Raw genomic sequence first — 19,066 nt, 5'->3', positions numbered from 1 at the left:
GGTCAGTCCAGGGCGGCGCCGGCCGCGACGACGGCGCGCAGCTCGCTGACGTCGATGGAGCCGGTCGGCACGTCCTCCTCGACGGGGAAGTACATCCGCTGCACGGCGGCGACGACGGCGTCCACGACCCGGTCCCGGAACCGGGCGTCGACCAGCCGTGCCCGATCGGTCGGCGAGGTGAGGTAACCGACGTCGACCCGGACCGCCGGCATCCGGGTCAGCCTGAGCAGCTCCCACGTCTTCGCGTGGGTGTGGCAGTTGCGCAGCCCGGTCCGGACCACGATCTCCCGCTGGACGAGCCCGGCCAGCCGCTCGCCGACGCTGGAGGTCACCCCGTTGGCGGTGCCGTAGTGGTAGGTGGCCACCCCGTCCGCCTCCGGGTTGGCGTGCCCGTCGATGTGCAGCGAGATGAGCAGGTCGCCGCCGAGTTCGTTGGCCAGGTCGGCCCGGGTGAGGTCGGACAGCGGCGCGGCGGGCGCCGGACCTCGGGTGAGGTGCACCCGCATGCCGGCGGCGGCGAGCCGGCCCTCCAGCCGGGCGGCGAGGTCGTAGGCGAGGTCCGCCTCGGTCCACCGCATCGTGCCGTCCTGCACCACGAACCCCGGGTCGAACGGGTCGTGGCCCGGGTCGATTACGATGACCTTGCCGACCAGGTTCGGGCCGGACTGCCGGAACGCGTCGGACTCGCGCAGCAGTGTCGGCCGGCCGCCGACCACCTTCCGGCCCAGTCGGCGCAGTGCGTTCATGGTCTGCGGGCCGCAGGCGCCGTCCGGGGCCAGCCCGACCTCGCGCTGGAACTGGGCGACGGCGCGGGCCGTGCGGGCGCCGTACACGCCGTCGGCGCGGCCGACGTCGTAGCCCATCTCCAGCAGGCGCTCCTGGAGGGTACGGACGTCCTCGCCGATCAGCGGGTCGGGGATCGACTGGTAGAGGGTACGGGCGCCGAGGCGCCAGCGGGCGGCGTCAAGTGCCCGCCAGGTCTCCGGGCCGACCTGACCGTCGACGTTGAGCCCACGGTCCTGCTGGAAGGCGCGTACCGCACGCTCGGTCTCCGCCTCGAACTCGTCCGCGCCGGGCGGCCCGCCGGCAGGCAGCAGGCTCAGGCCGACCAGGACGGCTCGGATCTCGGTGACCGCACGTCCCCGGTCACCACGTCGGATTGGACGCACGGACGACCTCCCTCTGCGTGCCAGCGGCTGTTCGCCCGTACCGGACGGTGCCGGATCGGCGTCGACGACCCCGTTCCGGCGTCGGGCGGTTGTGTTCCTCCCAGGCGGCCCGGAGGACCGCTCGACGGGTCCGGCCCCACCGGGGCGCCGACCCGCCCGTCGCGACGAGGAACGCTTCCGGAGCGTACCGTGACGCTTCCGCCCCCGCCTGTCGTTGACCGTACGTGATCCGGCCGACCCCGCGCTGAGCTGCGGATATCCGAGCGACCGGCGGGCGACGCCCAGCGATTGTGCCGGTCCTGCCGGTACCCCGAGAACGGTGGGCCGGAACGCCGACGCGCCCGCGTCCGGAATCCGGAGACGGGCGCGTCGGCGTGGATGTGGCGTGCGCTACAGCGCCGTTTCGATGAGCTTGATCAGGTCACTCTTGGGTCGGGCCCCGGCGATGGACTGCACGGGCTCGCCGCCCTTGAACATCGTCAGCGTCGGCACCGACAGCACCCGGTACGCGCGCGCGGTCTCCGGGTTGTCGTCGATGTTGAGCTTGACGATCCGGACCTTGTCCCCCAGCTCGCCGGCGATCTCTTCCAGCAGGGTGTCGACCTTGCGGCACGGCCCGCACCACTCGGCCCAGAAGTCCACCAGTACCGGCGTATCGGACTGCAGCACGTCACTCGCGAAGTTGGCGTCGGTGACGGCGCTTGTTGCTCCCACTAGTCCTCCTCGGGGGTTTGCTTCCTGCGTTGGTTTCAGTCTTCTTCGAGCGTCGCCAGGAACCGCTCGGCGTCGAGCGCGGCGGCGCAGCCGGTGCCGGCCGCGGTGATCGCCTGGCGGTAGGTGTGGTCGACCAGGTCACCGGCGGCGAACACGCCGGGCACGTTGGTCCGGGTACCGGGGGAGTCGACCTTGACGTAGCCGTTCTCGTCCAGTTCCACCTGGCCCCGGAACAGCTCGCTGCGCGGGTCGTGGCCGATCGCCACGAACACGCCGCTGACGTCCAGCGTCTTGGCCTCACCGGTGTGCGCGTTGCGCAGGCGTACCCCGGAGACCTTGCCGTCGTCGCCGAGCACCTCTTCGACCACGCTGTTCCACTCGACGTGGATCTTGTCGTTGGCCAGCGCCCGGTCCGCCATGATCTTGCTGGCCCGGAACTCGTCGCGGCGGTGCACGATGGTCACCTTGCTGGCGAACTTGGTGAGGAAGGTCGCCTCCTCCATCGCCGAGTCGCCGCCGCCGACCACCACGATCTCCTGGCCACGGAAGAAGAAGCCGTCACAGGTGGCACAGGACGACACACCGTGCCCGAGGTACTCCTGCTCGCCCGGCACACCCAGCGGGCGCCAGGCCGAGCCGGTGCTGAGGATGACCGCCTTCGCCCGGTACGCCGTCTCGCCGACGTACGCCGTGCTCACCCGGCCTTCGCCCGGTACGCCGGTGTCGACCAGTTCGACCCGGGTCACGTCGTCGGTGAGGAACTCGGCCCCGAACCGCTCGGCCTGCTTGCGCATCGAGTCCATCAGCTCCGGACCCATGATGCCGTCCGCGAAACCGGGGAAGTTCTCCACCTCGGTGGTGGTCATCAGGGCACCGCCCGACTGCACACCCTCGATGACCAGTGGTTTGAGATTGGCGCGCGCGGCGTAGACCGCCGCGGTGTAACCGGCCGGCCCAGAGCCGATGATGATCAGGTTGCGGACCTCGTCCACTGCCGTCTCCCGATGTGTGTCTCTGCGCCACCGACGCCAGGCGCCGACGGCGGTCCGAGCGCCGGCCACGTACGGCACCGGCGCCTGCAAGCCAGAACGTCATCGTACGAACCGGGGATTCCCGAGCCGGTCATCCGGTGGGTCATGTCACTGCGTCGACGAAACGGCCGATGAGGCGTTGTTTCACCCTACCCGGCTCTGGTAGACGCGGTCGGCACCGGCGGCCGGTGAACCGCAGTTCGGACCGGTCACCCAGGCCCACCGGGCGCCGGACGGATCGGTGAAGACGACGACGAGCGCGGCGCTGCCCTGGAAGGTGGCGTAGTCCACCAACTCCACCGCGACCGGCCCCCGCGCGTGGGCCGCCGCGATCGCGTCGAGGCAGGCGGCGAGTACGGACCGGTCGGCGAGCCGGTCCAGTCCACCGGCGGCCCCCATCGGCGCGCAGCACGGCGGCGAGGCGCCGGTCGCCGTGTCCGGGGTGGCCTGCTCGGGTGCCGGGGTGCTCTCGTCCTGCTCCGTGCCGGAGGCCCGGGCCGACGGCGAGGACCGGGTGGTCGCGGCGGGCGGGGCCGGCGGGGCAGCCTGCTTGGCCAGGTCCGAGACGGTGTCCGGCAGCGAGGTCGGGGTGTAGTCGGTGCCGGTGGCCAGCACCCGCTCGGCGGACGGTTCGAGAACCGCCCGGGGCGGACCGGAACCGAACACCTGGGGCGCCGAGCCGTCCTCGGCGGTACTCATCGCCGTACCGGCGGGCTGGTCGGCGCCGCTGTTGCCGGCGTCGACCAGACGACTGACCGCGAACCCGGCGAACCCGGCGACGACGGTGGCGACCAGGATCGGGCCGGCCATCCGGCGGGTCCAGCGTCGCCGCCGGCCCGGCCGCCCGGGACCCGGCGCGGTGCCGGTGCCGGGCTGTGCGGGTACGGCGGGAAGCTGCCGACGTGGCCGACCGGCCGGACGGGTCGGTCCGCCCGGAGCACCGCCGGACGGACCGGGGCGGGTGTCCGGGGCAGCGGAGCCGCTGTCGCCGTCCGCCTCCGGGGAGTCGACGGGCTCCGCCGACGCACCGACCAACTCCTCGGCGTCGTTGTCGGCGGTGGTGCTGTTGTCGGTCCGGGTGCTGCTGTCGACCGGCGCGGTGCTGTCGGGCGGGGTGGGGTGGGCGGCACCGGGCGGGGTTGCCCTGGCGAGCGCCGAGGTGAGCCGGTCGACCACCGCCGACGGCATCGGGACCGGTGTGGCGGCCCAGTCCGCCAGGTCGAGCCGTACCGCGTCGATCCCGGCGGTGAGGTCGGCGTACGCCTCCGCCCAGGCCGCATCCTGGTCGACCAGCCGGGCGATCTCGATCTCGTCCGGGGTGCCGTCCAGCGCGCCACCGACATAGTCGGCCAGCAGGTCGAGATCGACCTCCCGGAACTGGCCCCCGGTCACGATTCCTCCTGGTCCTGGTCGCGTCGACCTCGACTGCGGCCCTCTGGTACCCGATTGTCCGCGCCGCGCCGGATCGATTCCGATCGGACGCCGCTACCCGAGCCGAGGTTCCCGCTGGTGACGGACGGCACCCTGGGGCCCGGCGCGGGGTCGCGACCGGCGCCCGCCGGCCGGAGGTGACCGAGCAGGACGGCGAGCCTGGCCCGCCCCCGGGCACACCGGCTCTTCACGGTCCCCTCGGCCACCCCGAGCATCTCGGCGACCTCGGCGACCGGGTAACCCTGGAGGTCGACCAGGACCAGGGCGGCCCGCTGCTCGACGGGAAGTTCCGCGAGCGCCTGGCGTACGACGAGTGTGGTGTCGTGGTCGGTGGCCGGCGCGGCCGGCTCGACGCCGCCCTGCCAGCGAGCGGTGTCGTTCGGTCGGCTGCTGTCCGGCAGTGGCACGGTCGGGTGCGCCTGCCGACGGCGGATCCGGTCGAGGCAGGCGTTCACCACGATCCGGTGCAGCCAGGTGGTGACGGCGGCCTCGCCCCGGAACCGGGCTGCCGCGCGGTGTGCCGAGAGCAGGGCGTCCTGGAGGGCGTCCGCCGCCTCTTCCCGGTCGGTCACCGTACGCAGGGCCACCGCCCAGAGGCGGTCCCGATGGCGGTGGAAGAGCGCCGCGAAGGCGTCCCGGTCACCCTCGACGTGTGCCCGCAGCAGTTCGGCGTCGGTGCGTTCCGGCGCCGCCTCCGGAGGGTGGTTCTCATCCGTCCAGCCGACACCGTCGGCCGACGCCGGATCTCCCGCCGGCACCGCGCCGGCCGGAGCGGAACCCAACCCGCCGGTCATGGCCGCACGATAACCGAGTGGCGCACGCGATGGGGCGACCGGTGGCTCACCGGCTCTGGACCGTGATCTCCTGAACGCCGATCTTGTACCGGCCGGAGCTCTCGGTCTCCGGCAGGTCGGTGATCCACAGCATCAGGTACTGGTATTTCTGTCCCGGCGGCACGAACTGGTTGAACAGGACGTTCGTGTTCTCGGTCTTCTCGAACGGGTTACCGATCCGGTTGGTGTACGCCGCGACGAGGGCCCGGTCGCCGCTGGCGCTGGCCGGGAAGTCCTTGGTGCCCCAGCGCAGCTCGGCCGAGACGCCGGGGTCGGAGAAGACCACCTGCACGCTGGTGACCTCGCGGGGCTCACCCAGGTTGATCAGGATGCCCATGCCGGACTTGGCGTTGCCGAACTTCGACCCGCCCCGGTAGCTCTCGGTCTCCCAGCCCTCGTTCGAGTCGCCGTCGACCGCCTTCTCCACATCGTCCAGTTCGCTGCGGGTGCCGTCCGGGTCGATCACCCGTACCTGGTTGCCCTTGAGGTTGACCTTGCGCGGGGTGGCGGCCGGCGGCTCGGGGTCACCGGCCACCGCCGGCTGGGTGCTGGTCCCGGTGCTCGGCGTCGGACCGGCCTGCCCGTCGGTCGAGTCCCCGTTGCCGACCAGGGCGTTGATGCCCAGCGAGAGCCCGACCAGCGCGATCACCAGCAGGGCGGCGATCCCGATCAGCATCTTGCGGTTGCCGGGCGTCGGCAGGTCGGGACCGCCGTCGTCGCCGGAGGTGAAGCGCAGCGGACCGCTGTCGAGGTAGTGCTCCTCGGCGGCGGCGTCCAGCCGGCCCAACTCGGCGGCGAGGACGTCCGAGGACGGCACCGCGAGCTGGGAGTCGAGCAGGTCCATGGTGAGGTCGTCGAGGTAGGCGGGCACACCGGCCCGGACCTGCCGGGGGGCCGCGATGGTGCCGCTCGCGTCGCGTACCGCGTCGGGCAGCGGAGAGCGGGACCGTCGGGTGGAGCCGGCGGTGAGGGACGCCTCGGTGTGCGGCCAGTGGCCGGTCAGTGCGTAGTAGAGGATGCCGCCGACCGCCCGTACGTCGGTCTCGGGGGTGTCGGCACCGTCGGTCCGTGCGTCGGCGAGCACCACCCGACCGTCGTCGCCGACCATCACCGTGCCGGGATGCAGGTTGCCGTGCACCATGCCGGTGGCGTGGATCGCGGAGATGGCACCGGAGACGGCGTGCGCGATGCTGGTGGCCCGGGCCGGGTCGAGTACGCCGTCGGCGACGAGCTCGCGCAGCGAGTGGCCGTCCACCCACTCGCGGACGACGTACGCCCGGTCCTCCTCGTCGATCGCGTCGTAGACGCCGACCAGGTTGGGGTGGATCACCCGGCTGGCCGCCACCGCGGCCTGGAGCATCTCCTTCGCCGAATCGCCCCCGGGATAACGCAGCACCACGGCGACCGGCCGACGCAGGATCACGTCGACGCCCCGCCACACCTGCCGGCCGGCGCTGTCGTCGTTGATGTGCTCGGCAAGCTCGTACCGCTCGGCCAGGATCTCACCGACGGCGGGCGCACCGAAGGTCATCACGGACGGAGCTGCCTCGTCCGCCTCCTGACCTTCGCCGACCTGGGTCACCCGTCCTCCCTCGGAGATCGTGTCGATCGATGGACCCGTGCTGCTGGGCATCTGGTTTCCCGTTCCGCCTTCGAAGGAAATCGGACGGCCACCGGCACTCCTAGCCTAGGCGCTCGCCGCACCCGTCGAGAGCGACCTTACCCGGGTCTGACTGATCCCCGACACGTCATCTTGCGGCCGTGCGCCGACCTGCTGTGCGGATGTGTCGGGAAGCGTGCGGGATCGCCCGCTGTCAGCCACCTTGATGGCCCGTGCTTTTAGCAATCTATAGGTTAATTTCAACAGTTTGCTACCGGGTCGGCGTGCCGGCCCGCCACCTCTCGTCCGGCAACCCCTGCCGTCCGGGGCGTCGGCGTGCAACCGGCACCTTCCCCCGTGCGCCGGAAGTATGCCGGATCCGAGAAGCCGGAAGCATCCGGGTCGTCTGGGACGGCGGTCACGTTCGGCCGCGCGGGTACGCCGGACCGAGCGGCCCGCCGCCCGCCGGAACCCTCGGCGAGGCCGACGCTCACCCCGGCGGTGCGCCGGCTTCGGGCGCCGCGTCCGGTTCCGTCGTCACGGCGGGTCAGTCGATCCTGACGTGTTGTTATCCACAGCCTGTGCAGGAGTTCCGGCGGGACCCGCCGGGTTATCCACAGGAACATCCCCAACCCGTCGCCGGATCCGTCGCCGTTCCATACCGGATCCGTTGCCAGGCTTCACCGATATCGAGCCCGGCCGCCACCGATAACGGCCGAGCCGGTCTTCACCGACACCGAGCCCGGCCGCCACCGACACCGGCCGAGCCGGTCTTCACCGGCCGAGTCGGCGCCGGACCATGCCGACCACGTCGGTTATCTCCCGGATCCGCAGCAACAGCGCCAGTCCGAGGTAGGAGGCGCCGATCGCGGTCCCGCCGATCGCCACCTCCAGGAAGCCCAGCCAGCGGTTCTCCAGCGCGTCACCCGGCAGCACGGTCACCACCAGCAGACCGACCAGGGTCGCGCCGAGGGCGGCCACCAGTACCCGGCCGAAGGTGTTGAACATCGCGCCGAAGCCGATCCGGCCGATCCGGGGCCGCAGCAACCAGGCGGAGATCACCGCCGCCGCGACGTACGAGACGGCGTTGCCGACCATCATCCCGGAGGCGAGTACCGAGGTGGAGAAGGCGGCGAAGACGACGACCTGCACCAGGATCCGGAGCAGTACGACCGGGATGTTGATAAGCGCCGGCATCCGGGTGTCCGGCAACGCCCAGAACGCGAAGGTGAAGACCTGGCTGACCGCGAACGGGATCAGTGCCAGCGCCGCGACCAGCAGCACCGGCGAGATCGCACCGGCGTCGCCCCGGGCCGCGCCGTAGTCGAAGAGGCTCACCGCGATCGGCTCGGCGAGTACGGCGTAGCAGACCGCGATCGGCGCGAGTACGGCGGTGACGGTCCGGACGGTACGGGACAGGTCGGCCGCCATGTCCCCGAACCGGCCGTCGGCGGCGGCGGCGCTCATCCGGGGCATCAGCGCGGTGATGATCGAGACCGAGATGATGCCGTGCGCCATCATCAGCAGCAGGAAGACGTTGTTGTAGATGGCCGGTCCGGCCGACTCGCCCTTCACCTGGTTGAGCAGGCGGAAGAGCACGAACAGGCCGAGCGAGTTGACCGCGACATAGCAGAACATCCAGCCGCCGAGCCGGCCCAGCTCGCGCAGGCCCAGCGCCCGGAAGTCGAACCGCCACTTCCACCGGAAGCCGACCCTGCGCAGCGCCGGCAGCAGCCCGACGACCTGCACGACGATGCCGAGCAGGGTGGCGCCGCCGAGCAGCAGGATCCGACCCGGGCTCATCTGCGCCGGGTCGATGATCTCGGCGCCGTAGACGGCGATGTAGAGCGCGCAGGCGGCGATGATGACAAGGTTGTTGAGGATCGGTGTCCACATCGGTGCCGCGAAGTGGCCACGGGTGTTGAGGATCGCGGCGACCAGCGCGCTCACCCCGGAGAAGAAGATGATCGGCAGCAGCAGGCGGGAGAGCGCGGTGACCAGGTCCTGGTAGTCGTCGCCACGCCCACCGGCGTAGATCTCGGACAGCAGCGGGGCGGCCAGGATGGCCAGTACCGCGGCCACGCCGAGGGCCAGCACGGCCAGCGTGAGCAGGCGTTGGGCGTACGCCTGGCCGCCGTCGGGGTCGACCCGGCGCCGGCGTACCAGCACCGGCACCAGCACGCTGGTCAGGATGCCGCCGAGCAGGAACTCGTAGACCATCTGCGGGATGATCAGCGCGGTGGTGTACGCGTCGTTGACCGCGAACGCGCCCAGCGCGGCCGTCACCATCAGGGTGCGCAGGAAGCCGGTACCCCGGCTCACCAGGCTGCCGATCGCCATGATCGCGCTGTTGCCGGCGGCGCTGCCCTCGGTCTCCGGCGGCGGGCTGGTGCTCTCCAGGGCCGGCGACGCCCCGATCAGCGTGGCACCGTCCAGGGGCGGCGGGACGCCGTCCGGCATGGCGTTCGCGCTGCGGTACAGCCCGCCAGCCATCTCAGCCTCCCAAGGGGTACGGCGGGCAGGGCGCCCACCGGCACTGTTGGAACCTTAGTCAACCCGGTCACCGGCCCGCCCGGCCGCGTCGGCTCCCACCTGGCCGCCCCGGCACACCGTGCAGGTACCACCCGGCCGGCCGGGGGCGCCGACCAGCCGGTGTGCCCGCCGCCGGCCGGTCCGGAACGGTTCAGTAGGCTGGCGATCCCATGTCCGAAACATCCGTCCCGAACAGCGCCAGCGCTCCGCCGTCCGCCAGCCGGTCGGCCCTGAGCGCTGCCCAGCGCAACGCCGTCACCGAACTGCTCCGGGTCTCGCCGGTCGCCGACGAACTCGGCCGCCGGTTCGCCCGGGCCGGCCACGAGCTGCACCTGGTCGGCGGTTCGGTCCGGGACGCCCTGCTCGGCCGGCTCGGCGAGGACCTCGACTTCGCCACCGACGCGCACCCGGACGAGACGCTCCGGCTGCTGAAGGGCTGGGCCGAGGCGACCTGGGAGACCGGGCGCGAGTTCGGCACGATCGGCGCACAGCGGGACGGGCTGCGGCTGGAGATCACCACCTTCCGGGCCGAGTCGTACGACCAGGTGAGCCGGAACCCGGTCGTCCGGTACGGCGACAACCTCGCCGACGACCTGCGGCGCCGCGACTTCACCATCAACGCGATGGCGGTCAGCCTGCCCGGACACGAGTTCACCGACCCGCACGGCGGGCTGGCCGACCTCGCGGACCGGGTGATCCGGACCCCGGGTACCCCCGCCGAGTCCTTCGGTGACGACCCGCTGCGGATGCTCCGCGCGGCCCGGTTCGCCGCGCAACTGCGCTTCGCGGTCGCGCCGGAGGCCCTGGCGGCGATGCGGGCGATGGCGGCCGATCTCGACCGGATCACCGCCGAGCGGATCCGGGACGAGTTCACCAAGCTGCTCTGCGGTGCCGACCCGATCGCCGGGCTGCGGCTGCTTGTCGACACCGGCCTCGCCGACCGGTTCCTGCCGGAGCTGTCCGGGCTGAAGCTGGAGATCGACGAGCACGCCCAGCACAAGGACGTCTACGAGCACACCCTGATCGTGGTGAGCAACGCGGTCCGGCTGGAGGAGGGCGGCTGCGACTTCGTACTCCGGATGGCCGCGCTGATGCACGACGTCGGCAAGCCGGCGACCAAGGCGGTCGGGTCGGACGGCCGGGTCAGCTTTCACCACCACGAGGTCGTCGGCGCCCGGCTGACCAAACAGCGGATGAAGGCGCTGCGCTTTCCGAAGGACGTGATCAGCCAGGTGGTCGGGCTGGTCGGGCTGCACCTGCGGTTCTACGGGTACGGGCGGGGCGAGTGGACCGACTCGGCGGTACGCCGGTACGTCACCGACGCCGGTGAGCTGCTGCCCCGGCTGCACAAGCTGACCCGCTCCGACTGCACCACCCGGAACCGCCGCAAGGCCGCCGCGCTGGCCGCCGACTACGACGCGCTGGAGGAGCGGATCGCGCGGATCCAGGCGGACGAGGATCTCGCCCGGGTCCGCCCCGACCTCGACGGCAACGCGATCATGGAGCTGCTGGGGGTACCGCCGGGGCCGATCGTCGGCCGGGCCTGGCGGCACCTGAAGGAGCTGCGCTTGGAGCGGGGCCCGCTGGACCGGGACGAGGCCGAGGCGGAGTTGCTGCGCTGGGCCCGCGAGCAGGGCGCCGCCGACTGACCGTCGACGCTCGGACCAGCGGCGTCGGGTTGCTGGCCCGCACCAGCCCGGCGTGGACGGGGGCTGGCCGGGCACTCCGACGGCGACGGCAGCACTGACGCGAAGCGGGCGACGCCGAGCCGGATGGCCGCCGACGCCGGAACGGCCCCGGTCGGGAAGGTCAGCGCAGCGCCGAGCGGGGCGTCGGGGCCAACCGCAACTGTCGTGGCGGCGCGGTGAGCGTGGCAGACAGCTCGGGCAGCACCTCGGCCTGCCATCGTTCGGACCGGTCCAGGCGCCGCAGGTGCTCGTCGAACTGTCCGGCGTCGGCGAACCGGGTGAGCCAGCAGACGACGTGTTCTCCGGTGCGTACCGGCAGGGCCAGGTAGTCGTTCTCGGCGTACTCGGTCGAGAGGCAGGCGACGGGTGCGGCTCCGGTTTCGGTGAGCAGTGGTCGGATCCGCCGGTGGTAGAGGTCGGTGAACGCCGCGTCGACGGGCTCGGCCCGATGGCAGAGCGTCACCGTGACGAGCGACGACGGTCGGTCCCGGTGACCGACCGGTGGGCGTACGGCCGGCGCCGGAAAGCCGGACCGTCCGTCGAGCGGCCGGAGCAGGAGTACGTCGTCCGAGTCGACCATGGTGGCGTTGGCCTGCTCCCGGTGCCGTTGCCAGACCGGGCCGCCGTAGAACTCGTGCAGTGCCGCCGCCCGGCGGGGTATGTCGGGGAATCCCCGGAGCCAGACGAAGCGGTCCGGGTCGGCCAGGTCGTGGAACTGCCCGACGACCGTCATCCCGGCCGCTTCCTGCGACTCGACGAACTCGCGGTCGAAGAGGTCGACCAGCACGTCCCGGGCGCCGGGGTACAGGGTGTACTGCCGGAGTTCGACCACCGGATGCCGGATCGCCGCCGCCACGTCAGCCGCTGCTGCCCCGTCGGTCAACGCTGTCCCGTCGGTCATCGCCGTCGCGTCGGTCGTTGCGGTCCCGTCGGTTGTCGCCGTCCCGTCGGTCATTGGTGTCCCGTCTCCAGGGTCTCGTCCAGTACGTCGGCGATCGAGGCGCCCGCCAGTTGCCGGCGCAGCGCCTGCTCGGCGTCGCCGTAGAACCGGCCGAGCGCCGGGCGGATCCCCCGGCCGACCGGGCATTCCAGGTTCGGCTCGCTGTGGTGCAGGGCGAACAGCGGCTCCGGTTCGACCGCGGCGTACACGTCGAGCAGGGTGATCTCGTGTGGTGGGCGGGCCAGACTCCAGCCCGCCCCGACGCCGTGCCGCACGGTGACCAGACCCGCCCGTCGAAGGTCGCCGAGACTTCGCCGGATCACCACCGGGTTGGTCCGTACGCTCGTGGCGACCTGGTCGGAGGTGAGCACCTGCCGGCCACGCCGCTCGGAGAGGGCCATCCAGGTCAGCGCGTGCACCGCGATCGTCAGTCGACTGTTCGCCGCCACCGTGCCGCACCACCCCTTCTGCCGCAGTGCTCGGTCGACGGACTCCAGAGCCGCCCGCTTGCTGTAACAGCTTCTGTTACAGCAAGCGGCCTGTCAATGCCGGGACGGAGGGTTCGCCCGCCGCGCCCGCTGGCGATACCGTCCTATCCGGCGTACGACGGGTGGGAGGTGACCGTGGCCGTTCCGGGTCGACCGGGCGACCGTTCCTTCCTGGTACCGATCGTGGCGCTGGGGTCGACGCTGGTGGCCCTCGTCGTGGCGACCGCGCTGGTGCTGGTACTCCGCAACGACGAATCGGCGGATCCGACCGGCACCGGACCGACGCGTTCCGCCCCCACCACCGGTGCCTCGTCGGCCGGCAGCACACCGGGCGGCGGACCGGTCGCCGCCGAATGCCTTGTCGGCACCTGGCGGGTGACCTCGCACCAGGAGCAGGTGGACGTGCCCGAGGTGGGCCGGCTGAACTTCACCGGCGGAATCGGGTCGACGCTCACCCTCGGCGCCGACGGCGTCGGGATCGCCGACTACGGCGACGGCACCCTCTACACCAGCAGCCACGCCGGCCAGGAGGTGGCGCTCGAACTGCGGGGTCGGGTCGACTACCGCTACGTGCCCGCCGGGGACCGGATCGAACTGCGGGACGTACGCTCCGCCGCCGAGGTGCGGCTGCGGGTCGGCGAGGCCGGTACGCCCGGCCGCTGGCGGCCGTTCACCGCCTCCACCGCCCCGGCGAACTACACCTGTGCGGGCGACCTGCTGACCCAGCGGTCCCTGGTCGTCACCACCTCGTACGAACGGTCGCGATAGGAAACCCACGAGCGGCGGTACCCGGGAGCGGTGGCGTCCGGTCGAGCCGCCCTGCCCGGACGACGGGCCGGCGGACCCGTTCGCGGCCGGGCCGACCGGGGTGAGCGTCGGTCGCTGGGGCTCGCTCCGCATTTTCGTCTGCCCGACCTGCCCCGGCACCCCGTTCCGGCTCGACCTCCAGTAGCGGCTCGCGGCCCGGCCGTTGTTCCGGGCGTCCAACAACCCGCCGGACCGGGCGTCGTGCCACCGCCCTGCGAGGGCGGCGTCCTGGGCCGTCCGGAAACGGCAGGCGGCCCGGCACCGGAGCGGCAACTCCGGGGCCGGGCCGCGGGTGGAACGTCGCGGGTCAGTTCTTCGGCTCGACCGCCTTGCCACCGTTGGTCAGGGTGCCGTCGACGACCTGGTCGGTGCCGCTGCGGGCCGCGCCGAGCCGGGCGAGCAGCCCGGTCAGGTCGACCCCGGTCAGGTCGCTGCCGAGCTGGAGCCCCTGGGCCACGTTGGCGGCCACCGACTTGGTCAGCGACGAGGCACCGTCGGTGGAGATCACCGTGATCTTGTCGATCGCGCCGACCGGGGCGCTGGCCGCCTCGACCACCTGCGGCAGTACCTTGACCAGCAGGTCCAGCACGGCCGCCTCGCCGTACGACGCGAACGCCTCGGCCTTGCGCGACATCGCCTCGGCCTCGGCCTGGCCCTTGGCCAGGATGGCCGCCGCCTCCGCCTGGCCCTCCCGCTCGACGGCGTCGGCGATCGCGGTACGCCGCCGCTGCTCCGCCTCACCCTCCTTGGCACCCTCGATCGCGTTCGCCTCGGCCAGCGCCGCCCGGCGGGCCCGCTCGCCCTCACCGGTCAGTCGGGACTGCTCGGCGGCGGCCTGCGCGGCGGCGATGGTGGCCTGCCGCTCGGCGTCGGCGGTCAGCACCGCCGCGTTGCGGGCCGCCTCGGCCTCCTGCTCCACCTTGTACCGCGCCGCGTCGGCCGGCTTGCGGACCTCGGTGTCGAGCTGGCGCTGCTTCAGTTCGGCGTTGCGCTCGGCGACCTTCTGCTGCTCGGTGAGGATCGCCTGGTCCCGCTCGGCCTGGGCCAGCGGGCCGGCGGCGGCGGACTTGGCCTTCGCGGCGTCGATCTCGGCCTGGATCCCGGCCTGCTTCAGTGCCAGGTTCCGGTTCGCCTCGGCGATGGCCTCCTCGGCTAGCAGCCGCTCCTGCTCGGCGACCTGTCGGGCCCGGGCCTCGGCGATGGCCGCGTCCTTGAGTACCCGGGCGGCCTCCGGCCGGCCCAGGTCCTGGAGGTACGAGCCCTCGGCCAGGATGTCCTGGAGTTGGAAGGTGTCGAGCACCAGACCCTGGTTGGTCATCGAGTGCTCGGCCTCCTCGGCGACCGCGCTGGCGAAGGCCGCCCGGTCGCGGATGATCTCCTCGATCGTCAGCCGGCCGACGATCGAGCGGAGCGCGCCGGCCAGTACCTCGCGGGTGAAGCTCTCGATCTCGTCCTGCTGGTGCAGGAACCGCTGCGCCGCCGCGCGGATCGCGTCCTCGGTGCCGCCGACCTTGACGATCGCGACACCGTGCAGTTCGGCCCGGATGCCCTGCTTGCTGACCGCGCCCTTGATGCTGACGTCGATCCGCCGGCTGGACAGGTCGAGGGACTGGAGTTTCTGCACCACCGGCAGGACGAAGACCGAGGCGCCGAGTACGACCTTCTGCCCGGACATGTCGGTGGAGCGGCTGCCGTCGGCGCCCTGCGTCGTACGGCCCTTGCGGCCGGTGACGATGAAGGCCTCGTTCGGCCCGGCGACCTTGATCCGGGACAGCACGAACATGACGAGGATGAGGGCCAGGAGGACTGCTCCGCCGATGGCGATGAGGATCAGCATGACACCGTCCATTTCGGATTGGGGGTGGGCGTGCGTGGTCGACTGCCGGGGTGGTGTGGTGAGCGGTGCTGGAAGGTGCCGGTCGGGGGTTCCCGGGCGGTGAGGGCCGGGGTACGGACCGGCCGGGGTCAGTAGGTTTCGACCAGGACGCTGGTCTCGGTCAGCGCCTCGACGACGAAGATCTGCGCGCCGAGCGCGATCGGCCGCTCGGCCCTGGCGTTGAGTTTCACCGGCTGGCCACCGACCCGGACCCGCACCTCGCCGTAGCCGGCGTTCGGGATCGGGGTGACCACCACCCCGAGCGACCCGACCAGGTCGTTGCGGGTGGGCGTGGCGTCGGTGTGCATGTTCCGGGCCGCCCGGGAGAGCCGGGACGCGAGCCAGCCGGCCGGCACCGCCGCCAGCGCGCCCAGGCCGCCGGCGGCGACGACCTGGCCGACGGTACGCCCACCGAGCACCTCGTTGGCGATGGCCCCGCCGAAGCCGAGTACGCCGGCGAACCCGGCGATCGCCTCCAGGCTGACCGGGCCGTCGATGTCCGGGTTGCCGAGGTGCGCCAACTCCGTACCGAGCAGGGCGAGCACCAGCACCGCGACGCCGGCGCCGCCGATGATGAGGAAGATCAGAGTCCCCGCTGCCACGACTGTAAGGTAACCTCCCCGGGCAACCCCGGGATCGGCCGCGCCGCGACGACGGTCCACCTTGGACGACGACCGCCGGGGGCGGGCATCCGGGACGTGGTCGGCGGGGCGATCGCCTCCTGCCAGTGGGCCGCCGTCCGGACGCCGGCCGGTGGGCAGCGGATCGGGGCCTGGTTCACCGTGCCCACCCCGGCCGGACGTCCGTGCGACCCTAGCCGCTCACCACCGGCGAGCGGGGGTGATACTCCCCGCGCCCGGTGGGACGCGTACCGGATCGTTACCCGGCGATCACCTGGGCGCCAGCACGATCTCGTCGCTCCCGACCAGTTCGAGCGGGAGTACGGTCCGCTCGATCTCCTTGCCGCTGACGTCGAGGAGTACCGCGCTGACCCGGCCGTCCGGGCCTGGGGTGTCCAGGTAGAGCAGCCGGCGCGGCGTGACCCAGGTGACGTCGGCGCTCGGCAGCCGCCGCAGCACCTCGCCACTGTCCACCGCGACGAGTTCGGTGACGGACTGCCCGTCGGACTGCCCGGACGCGTTCCCGTCGGGGGGCGAGGTCGGATTCCCCCGGGCCAGCGCCGCCGGCTGGCTGGAGACCACCACGAAGGTGCCCCCCGGCGACCAGGCCGACGAATCGGCGACGGCACCCCGTACCGGCAGGTACCGGGTCGGCGTACCGGTGTCGGCCAGGAAGAGTTGGATCCCCGCCTTCGCCGCCTCGACTCCGGGCCCCGCCCCGGGGGGGATCGGTGCGGTCTCGGCCAGCGCCACCTCCTTGCCGTTCGGCAGCCAACTGAAGCGGCAGGTGCTGCCACAGGTCAGCGAGCGCATCTTCACCGGCTGCTGCCGTACCGCTGGTTTGACGGGGGACAGCAGCCCGATCACGTGCATCCCGGCCTTCGCCTGCCGGAGGGTGAGCAGGAGCTGCCGCCCGTCCGGTGACCACTCGGCGGCGGTGACCGTGCCGCCGGCCTCGACCCACTGCACCTCGCCGGTCGCCAGGTCGTAGAGCCCGACCTCGGTGGGCCGGTCGGGCTGGATCACCGCCGCGAGGCTGAGCCGCGAACTGGCCCGGACGGTGGGGTAGGCCGCCGGGATGCTGACGTAACGGCGCTTGGCAGGGTCGTACACCCAGGTCGGGCCGGCCTGGCCGGACGAGCCGGCGCTGAGCAGCAGGGCGCCGCCGGGCAGCGGCACCGGGCCGTTCCGCCAGGTGTCCAGCGTCGGCGGGTTGGTCGCCGCGCTGGCGGAGGCGGTCGGTGCGGGTGGTCCGCCGATCGACAGGGGCGGTGGCTGGGAGTCCGGCCGGAGCCAGACGTACGGTGCCACGATGGCGCCGACCGCGACGGCCGCCGCCGCCGTCGCGATGACCTGCCGGCGTCGCCGCATCCGCCGCCCCTGCCGGACGGCGGTGGCCGCGAAGTCCGACGGCTGGTGCGGGGTACCGGCCAGTTCGTGCACGGCCTCCCGCAGCAGCCGTTCCGCCCGCTCGCTCATCGCAGTGCCTCCGTCCGCGCCGTCAGCTCGGCGAACTCCGGCACGAGTTCGCGGAGTTTGCTCAGTGCCCGGGACGCCTGGCTGGCCACGGTGCCGGGGCGGCAACCCAGTGCGGCGGCGGTCTGCTCGACCGTCTGGTCCTCCAGGTAGCGCAGCACCAGTACCGCCCGCTGCCGGGGTGGCAGCATCAGCAGCGCGTCCCGGAGCATCATCCGTACCGCCGTGTCGTGGTCGTGCTGGGTCTCGGCGGCGGGTGGTTCCGGCACCTCGGCGTGCGGCACCTCGGCCCGCCGGCCGCGTCGGCGCCAGGCCGAGACCTGGTCGTGGTAGAGGATCTGCCGGACGTACGGCTCGGCGTCGCCCCGGATCCGGGGCCACCGGGCGTACGCCTTGGCCAGCGCGTTCTGTAGCAGGTCCTCGGCGGCGTGGCGGTCACCGGCGAGTGCCTGGGCGACGCGCAGCAGCACATCGCCCCGCTCATGGACAAATGCGGTGAATTCCCGCTCAGACGCCCGACCCACGACACACCTCCCGCTCTCTCCGACGCCGGGGACCGGGAAAAGTTTGCCTCCCTCGGACAACGTTCTGACCAGCGGCATCGTCAGTGGTGACGGGCGCCGCCGGCACCGACCGTAAACGCACCGCCGAATCCGTCACGACCGGGTATCGTCCGAGCCCGGCCGGACGGGGGTAGCTGATGCGGGACTTCGCCGACCGGGAACGGCTCGCCGAGGTGGTACGCGCCGGTCTCGGCTCGGACCGGCGCGTCGACGGCCTGACCCGGCTGCGCGGCGGTACGAAGAAGGGCGTCTACCGGCTCACCCTGGACGACCGGAGCACGGTGGTCGGCTACGTGTGGAGTGCCGACGAGAACTACTGGCCCGCCCGGCCGGGCACGACCGGCGACGAATCGTCGGAGGGCGGCGACGAACTGTCGCAGGGCGGCGATGAACCGTCGGACGGTGCGCTCGCGGACGCCTCCGACAGTGAACTCTTCGCGGCGGCCAACGCCGAACTCGTCGCCGCCGGGGTCCGTACCCCCGAGATCCTGCTGCTGGACCGGAGCCGGAGCCGGTTCCCGGCCGACGTCGCGCTGGTCGAGGACGTGCCGGGGCCGAACCTGGAGCGGCGGTTGGCAACGGATCCGACGGCGGTGGCCGGCACCGTGACCCGGCTGGCCGAGGCACTGACCGCGATGCACGGCCGGCAGGGGACCCGGCCCGGCAAGGTGGCGACACTGGCCCGGTCGGCCGGGCCGGCGCCCGCGCAGCGGTCGGCGGTCGACGTGGTGCTGGACCGGGCGCTGGGCGACCTTGCCGAGGCCGCCGGTCGGGACGACCGCCTCGCCCGGGACCGGGTACGGCTGACCGAACTGCTGCGCGGGCTGGCCGACGGGATCGCGCCGCGCCCGACGTACGGGCTGATCCACGGTGAACTCGGGCCGGATCACGTACTGGTGGACGGCGACGGCGCTCCGGTGTTGATCGACATCGAGGGGCTGATGTACTTCGACGTCGAGTGGGAGCACGTCTTCCTGCGGCTGCGGTTCGGCGTGCACTACCACCCGCTGGCCGTCGACGGACTCGACGAGCGGCGACTGCGCCTCTATCGGCTCGCCCAACACCTGTCGCTGGTCGCCGGCCCGCTGCGGTTGCTCGACGGCGACTTCCCCGACCGCGACGTCATGCGCGGCATCGCGGCGTACCACACCGAGCGCGCACTGTCCTTTCCGGACTGAGCCGACACCGGCGACCCTTCCCGGACCGAGCGGGCGTCGGCGACGCTTCCGGACCGAGTCGACTCCGGCGGCCGGTGATGCGAAGTGGCCTGCCGACCGCCTCGGACGAGGAGGTCGACA

The 19,066-nt window shown here is 72.6% G+C and carries 16 protein-coding genes; 3 read left to right on the top strand and 13 right to left on the bottom strand.

The window, feature by feature from the left end; translation table 11 throughout:
- Positions 1–2: 2 nt before the first annotated feature.
- From Pen02_RS19790 to murJ, 7 genes are all read right to left on the bottom strand, one after another.
- The gene (locus Pen02_RS19790; protein WP_203867575.1) at positions 3–1,169 is read right to left on the bottom strand and encodes an N-acetylmuramoyl-L-alanine amidase; all 1,167 of its coding nucleotides are present in this window, start codon (positions 1,167–1,169) and stop codon (positions 3–5) included.
- Between the two features lie 390 nt (positions 1,170–1,559).
- Complete coding sequence (gene trxA / locus Pen02_RS19785; protein ID WP_130461256.1) at positions 1,560–1,883, bottom strand: thioredoxin; 324 nt, start codon at positions 1,881–1,883, stop codon at positions 1,560–1,562.
- A gap of 35 nt (positions 1,884–1,918) precedes the next feature.
- Complete coding sequence (gene trxB, locus Pen02_RS19780; RefSeq protein ID WP_203867574.1) at positions 1,919–2,875, bottom strand: thioredoxin-disulfide reductase; 957 nt, start codon at positions 2,873–2,875, stop codon at positions 1,919–1,921.
- A gap of 183 nt (positions 2,876–3,058) precedes the next feature.
- On the bottom strand, positions 3,059–4,306 hold the full coding sequence (locus Pen02_RS19775) for an RsmA family anti-sigma factor (protein WP_203867573.1): 1,248 nt from the start codon (positions 4,304–4,306) through the stop codon (positions 3,059–3,061).
- Positions 4,303–5,139, bottom strand: coding sequence for an RNA polymerase sigma factor SigM (sigM, locus tag Pen02_RS19770; protein ID WP_203867572.1), 837 nt, complete (start codon positions 5,137–5,139; stop codon positions 4,303–4,305). The genes Pen02_RS19775 and sigM overlap by 4 nt, the downstream gene beginning before the upstream one ends.
- Positions 5,140–5,185: 46 nt before the next feature.
- Complete coding sequence (locus Pen02_RS19765) at positions 5,186–6,811, bottom strand: protein kinase family protein (protein ID WP_203867571.1); 1,626 nt, start codon at positions 6,809–6,811, stop codon at positions 5,186–5,188.
- Positions 6,812–7,552: 741 nt separating this feature from the next.
- The gene (gene murJ, locus Pen02_RS19760; protein ID WP_203867570.1) at positions 7,553–9,271 is read right to left on the bottom strand and encodes a murein biosynthesis integral membrane protein MurJ; all 1,719 of its coding nucleotides are present in this window, start codon (positions 9,269–9,271) and stop codon (positions 7,553–7,555) included.
- Positions 9,272–9,480: 209 nt separating this feature from the next.
- Between murJ and Pen02_RS19755 the strand changes: the two genes are divergently transcribed.
- Entirely contained in the window at positions 9,481–10,959 is a 1,479-nt protein-coding gene (locus Pen02_RS19755; RefSeq protein WP_203867569.1) for a CCA tRNA nucleotidyltransferase, read from the top strand.
- Between the two features lie 160 nt (positions 10,960–11,119).
- Here Pen02_RS19755 and Pen02_RS19750 read toward each other — a convergent pair whose 3' ends face one another.
- Both Pen02_RS19750 and Pen02_RS19745 read right to left on the bottom strand, forming a co-directional pair.
- On the bottom strand, positions 11,120–11,899 hold the full coding sequence (locus tag Pen02_RS19750) for an NIPSNAP family protein (protein WP_203867568.1): 780 nt from the start codon (positions 11,897–11,899) through the stop codon (positions 11,120–11,122).
- 50 nt (positions 11,900–11,949) lie between these two features.
- Positions 11,950–12,387, bottom strand: coding sequence for an Rrf2 family transcriptional regulator (locus tag Pen02_RS19745; protein ID WP_203867567.1), 438 nt, complete (start codon positions 12,385–12,387; stop codon positions 11,950–11,952).
- 174 nt (positions 12,388–12,561) lie between these two features.
- Here Pen02_RS19745 and Pen02_RS19740 point away from each other — a divergent pair, with 174 nt between their 5' ends.
- Positions 12,562–13,194 carry a hypothetical protein gene (locus Pen02_RS19740; protein WP_203867566.1) on the top strand — a complete coding sequence of 211 codons (633 nt, stop codon included), beginning with the start codon at positions 12,562–12,564 and terminating at the stop codon, positions 13,192–13,194.
- A 346-nt stretch (positions 13,195–13,540) separates the two neighbouring features.
- Here Pen02_RS19740 and Pen02_RS19735 read toward each other — a convergent pair whose 3' ends face one another.
- From Pen02_RS19735 to Pen02_RS19720, 4 genes are all read right to left on the bottom strand, one after another.
- Positions 13,541–15,070, bottom strand: coding sequence for a flotillin family protein (locus tag Pen02_RS19735; protein WP_239140988.1), 1,530 nt, complete (start codon positions 15,068–15,070; stop codon positions 13,541–13,543).
- A gap of 128 nt (positions 15,071–15,198) precedes the next feature.
- The gene (locus tag Pen02_RS19730; protein WP_203867565.1) at positions 15,199–15,711 is read right to left on the bottom strand and encodes an NfeD C-terminal domain-containing protein; all 513 of its coding nucleotides are present in this window, start codon (positions 15,709–15,711) and stop codon (positions 15,199–15,201) included.
- Positions 15,712–15,999: 288 nt separating this feature from the next.
- Positions 16,000–17,208 carry a hypothetical protein gene (locus Pen02_RS19725; protein ID WP_203867564.1) on the bottom strand — a complete coding sequence of 403 codons (1,209 nt, stop codon included), beginning with the start codon at positions 17,206–17,208 and terminating at the stop codon, positions 16,000–16,002.
- Positions 17,205–17,729, bottom strand: coding sequence for a SigE family RNA polymerase sigma factor (locus Pen02_RS19720; RefSeq protein WP_239140986.1), 525 nt, complete (start codon positions 17,727–17,729; stop codon positions 17,205–17,207). Before Pen02_RS19720 ends, Pen02_RS19725 begins: the two co-directional genes overlap by 4 nt.
- Before the next feature lie 176 nt (positions 17,730–17,905).
- Between Pen02_RS19720 and Pen02_RS19715 the strand changes: the two genes are divergently transcribed.
- Positions 17,906–18,946, top strand: coding sequence for a phosphotransferase family protein (locus Pen02_RS19715; protein WP_203867562.1), 1,041 nt, complete (start codon positions 17,906–17,908; stop codon positions 18,944–18,946).
- Positions 18,947–19,066 lie beyond the last annotated feature (120 nt).

The organism is Plantactinospora endophytica (assembly GCF_016862915.1).
Classification (GTDB): Bacteria; Actinomycetota; Actinomycetes; order Mycobacteriales; family Micromonosporaceae; genus Plantactinospora; species Plantactinospora endophytica.
The sequence above is the reverse complement of the archived record's forward strand: the minus strand, read 5'-3'. Positions and strand labels throughout refer to the sequence as shown.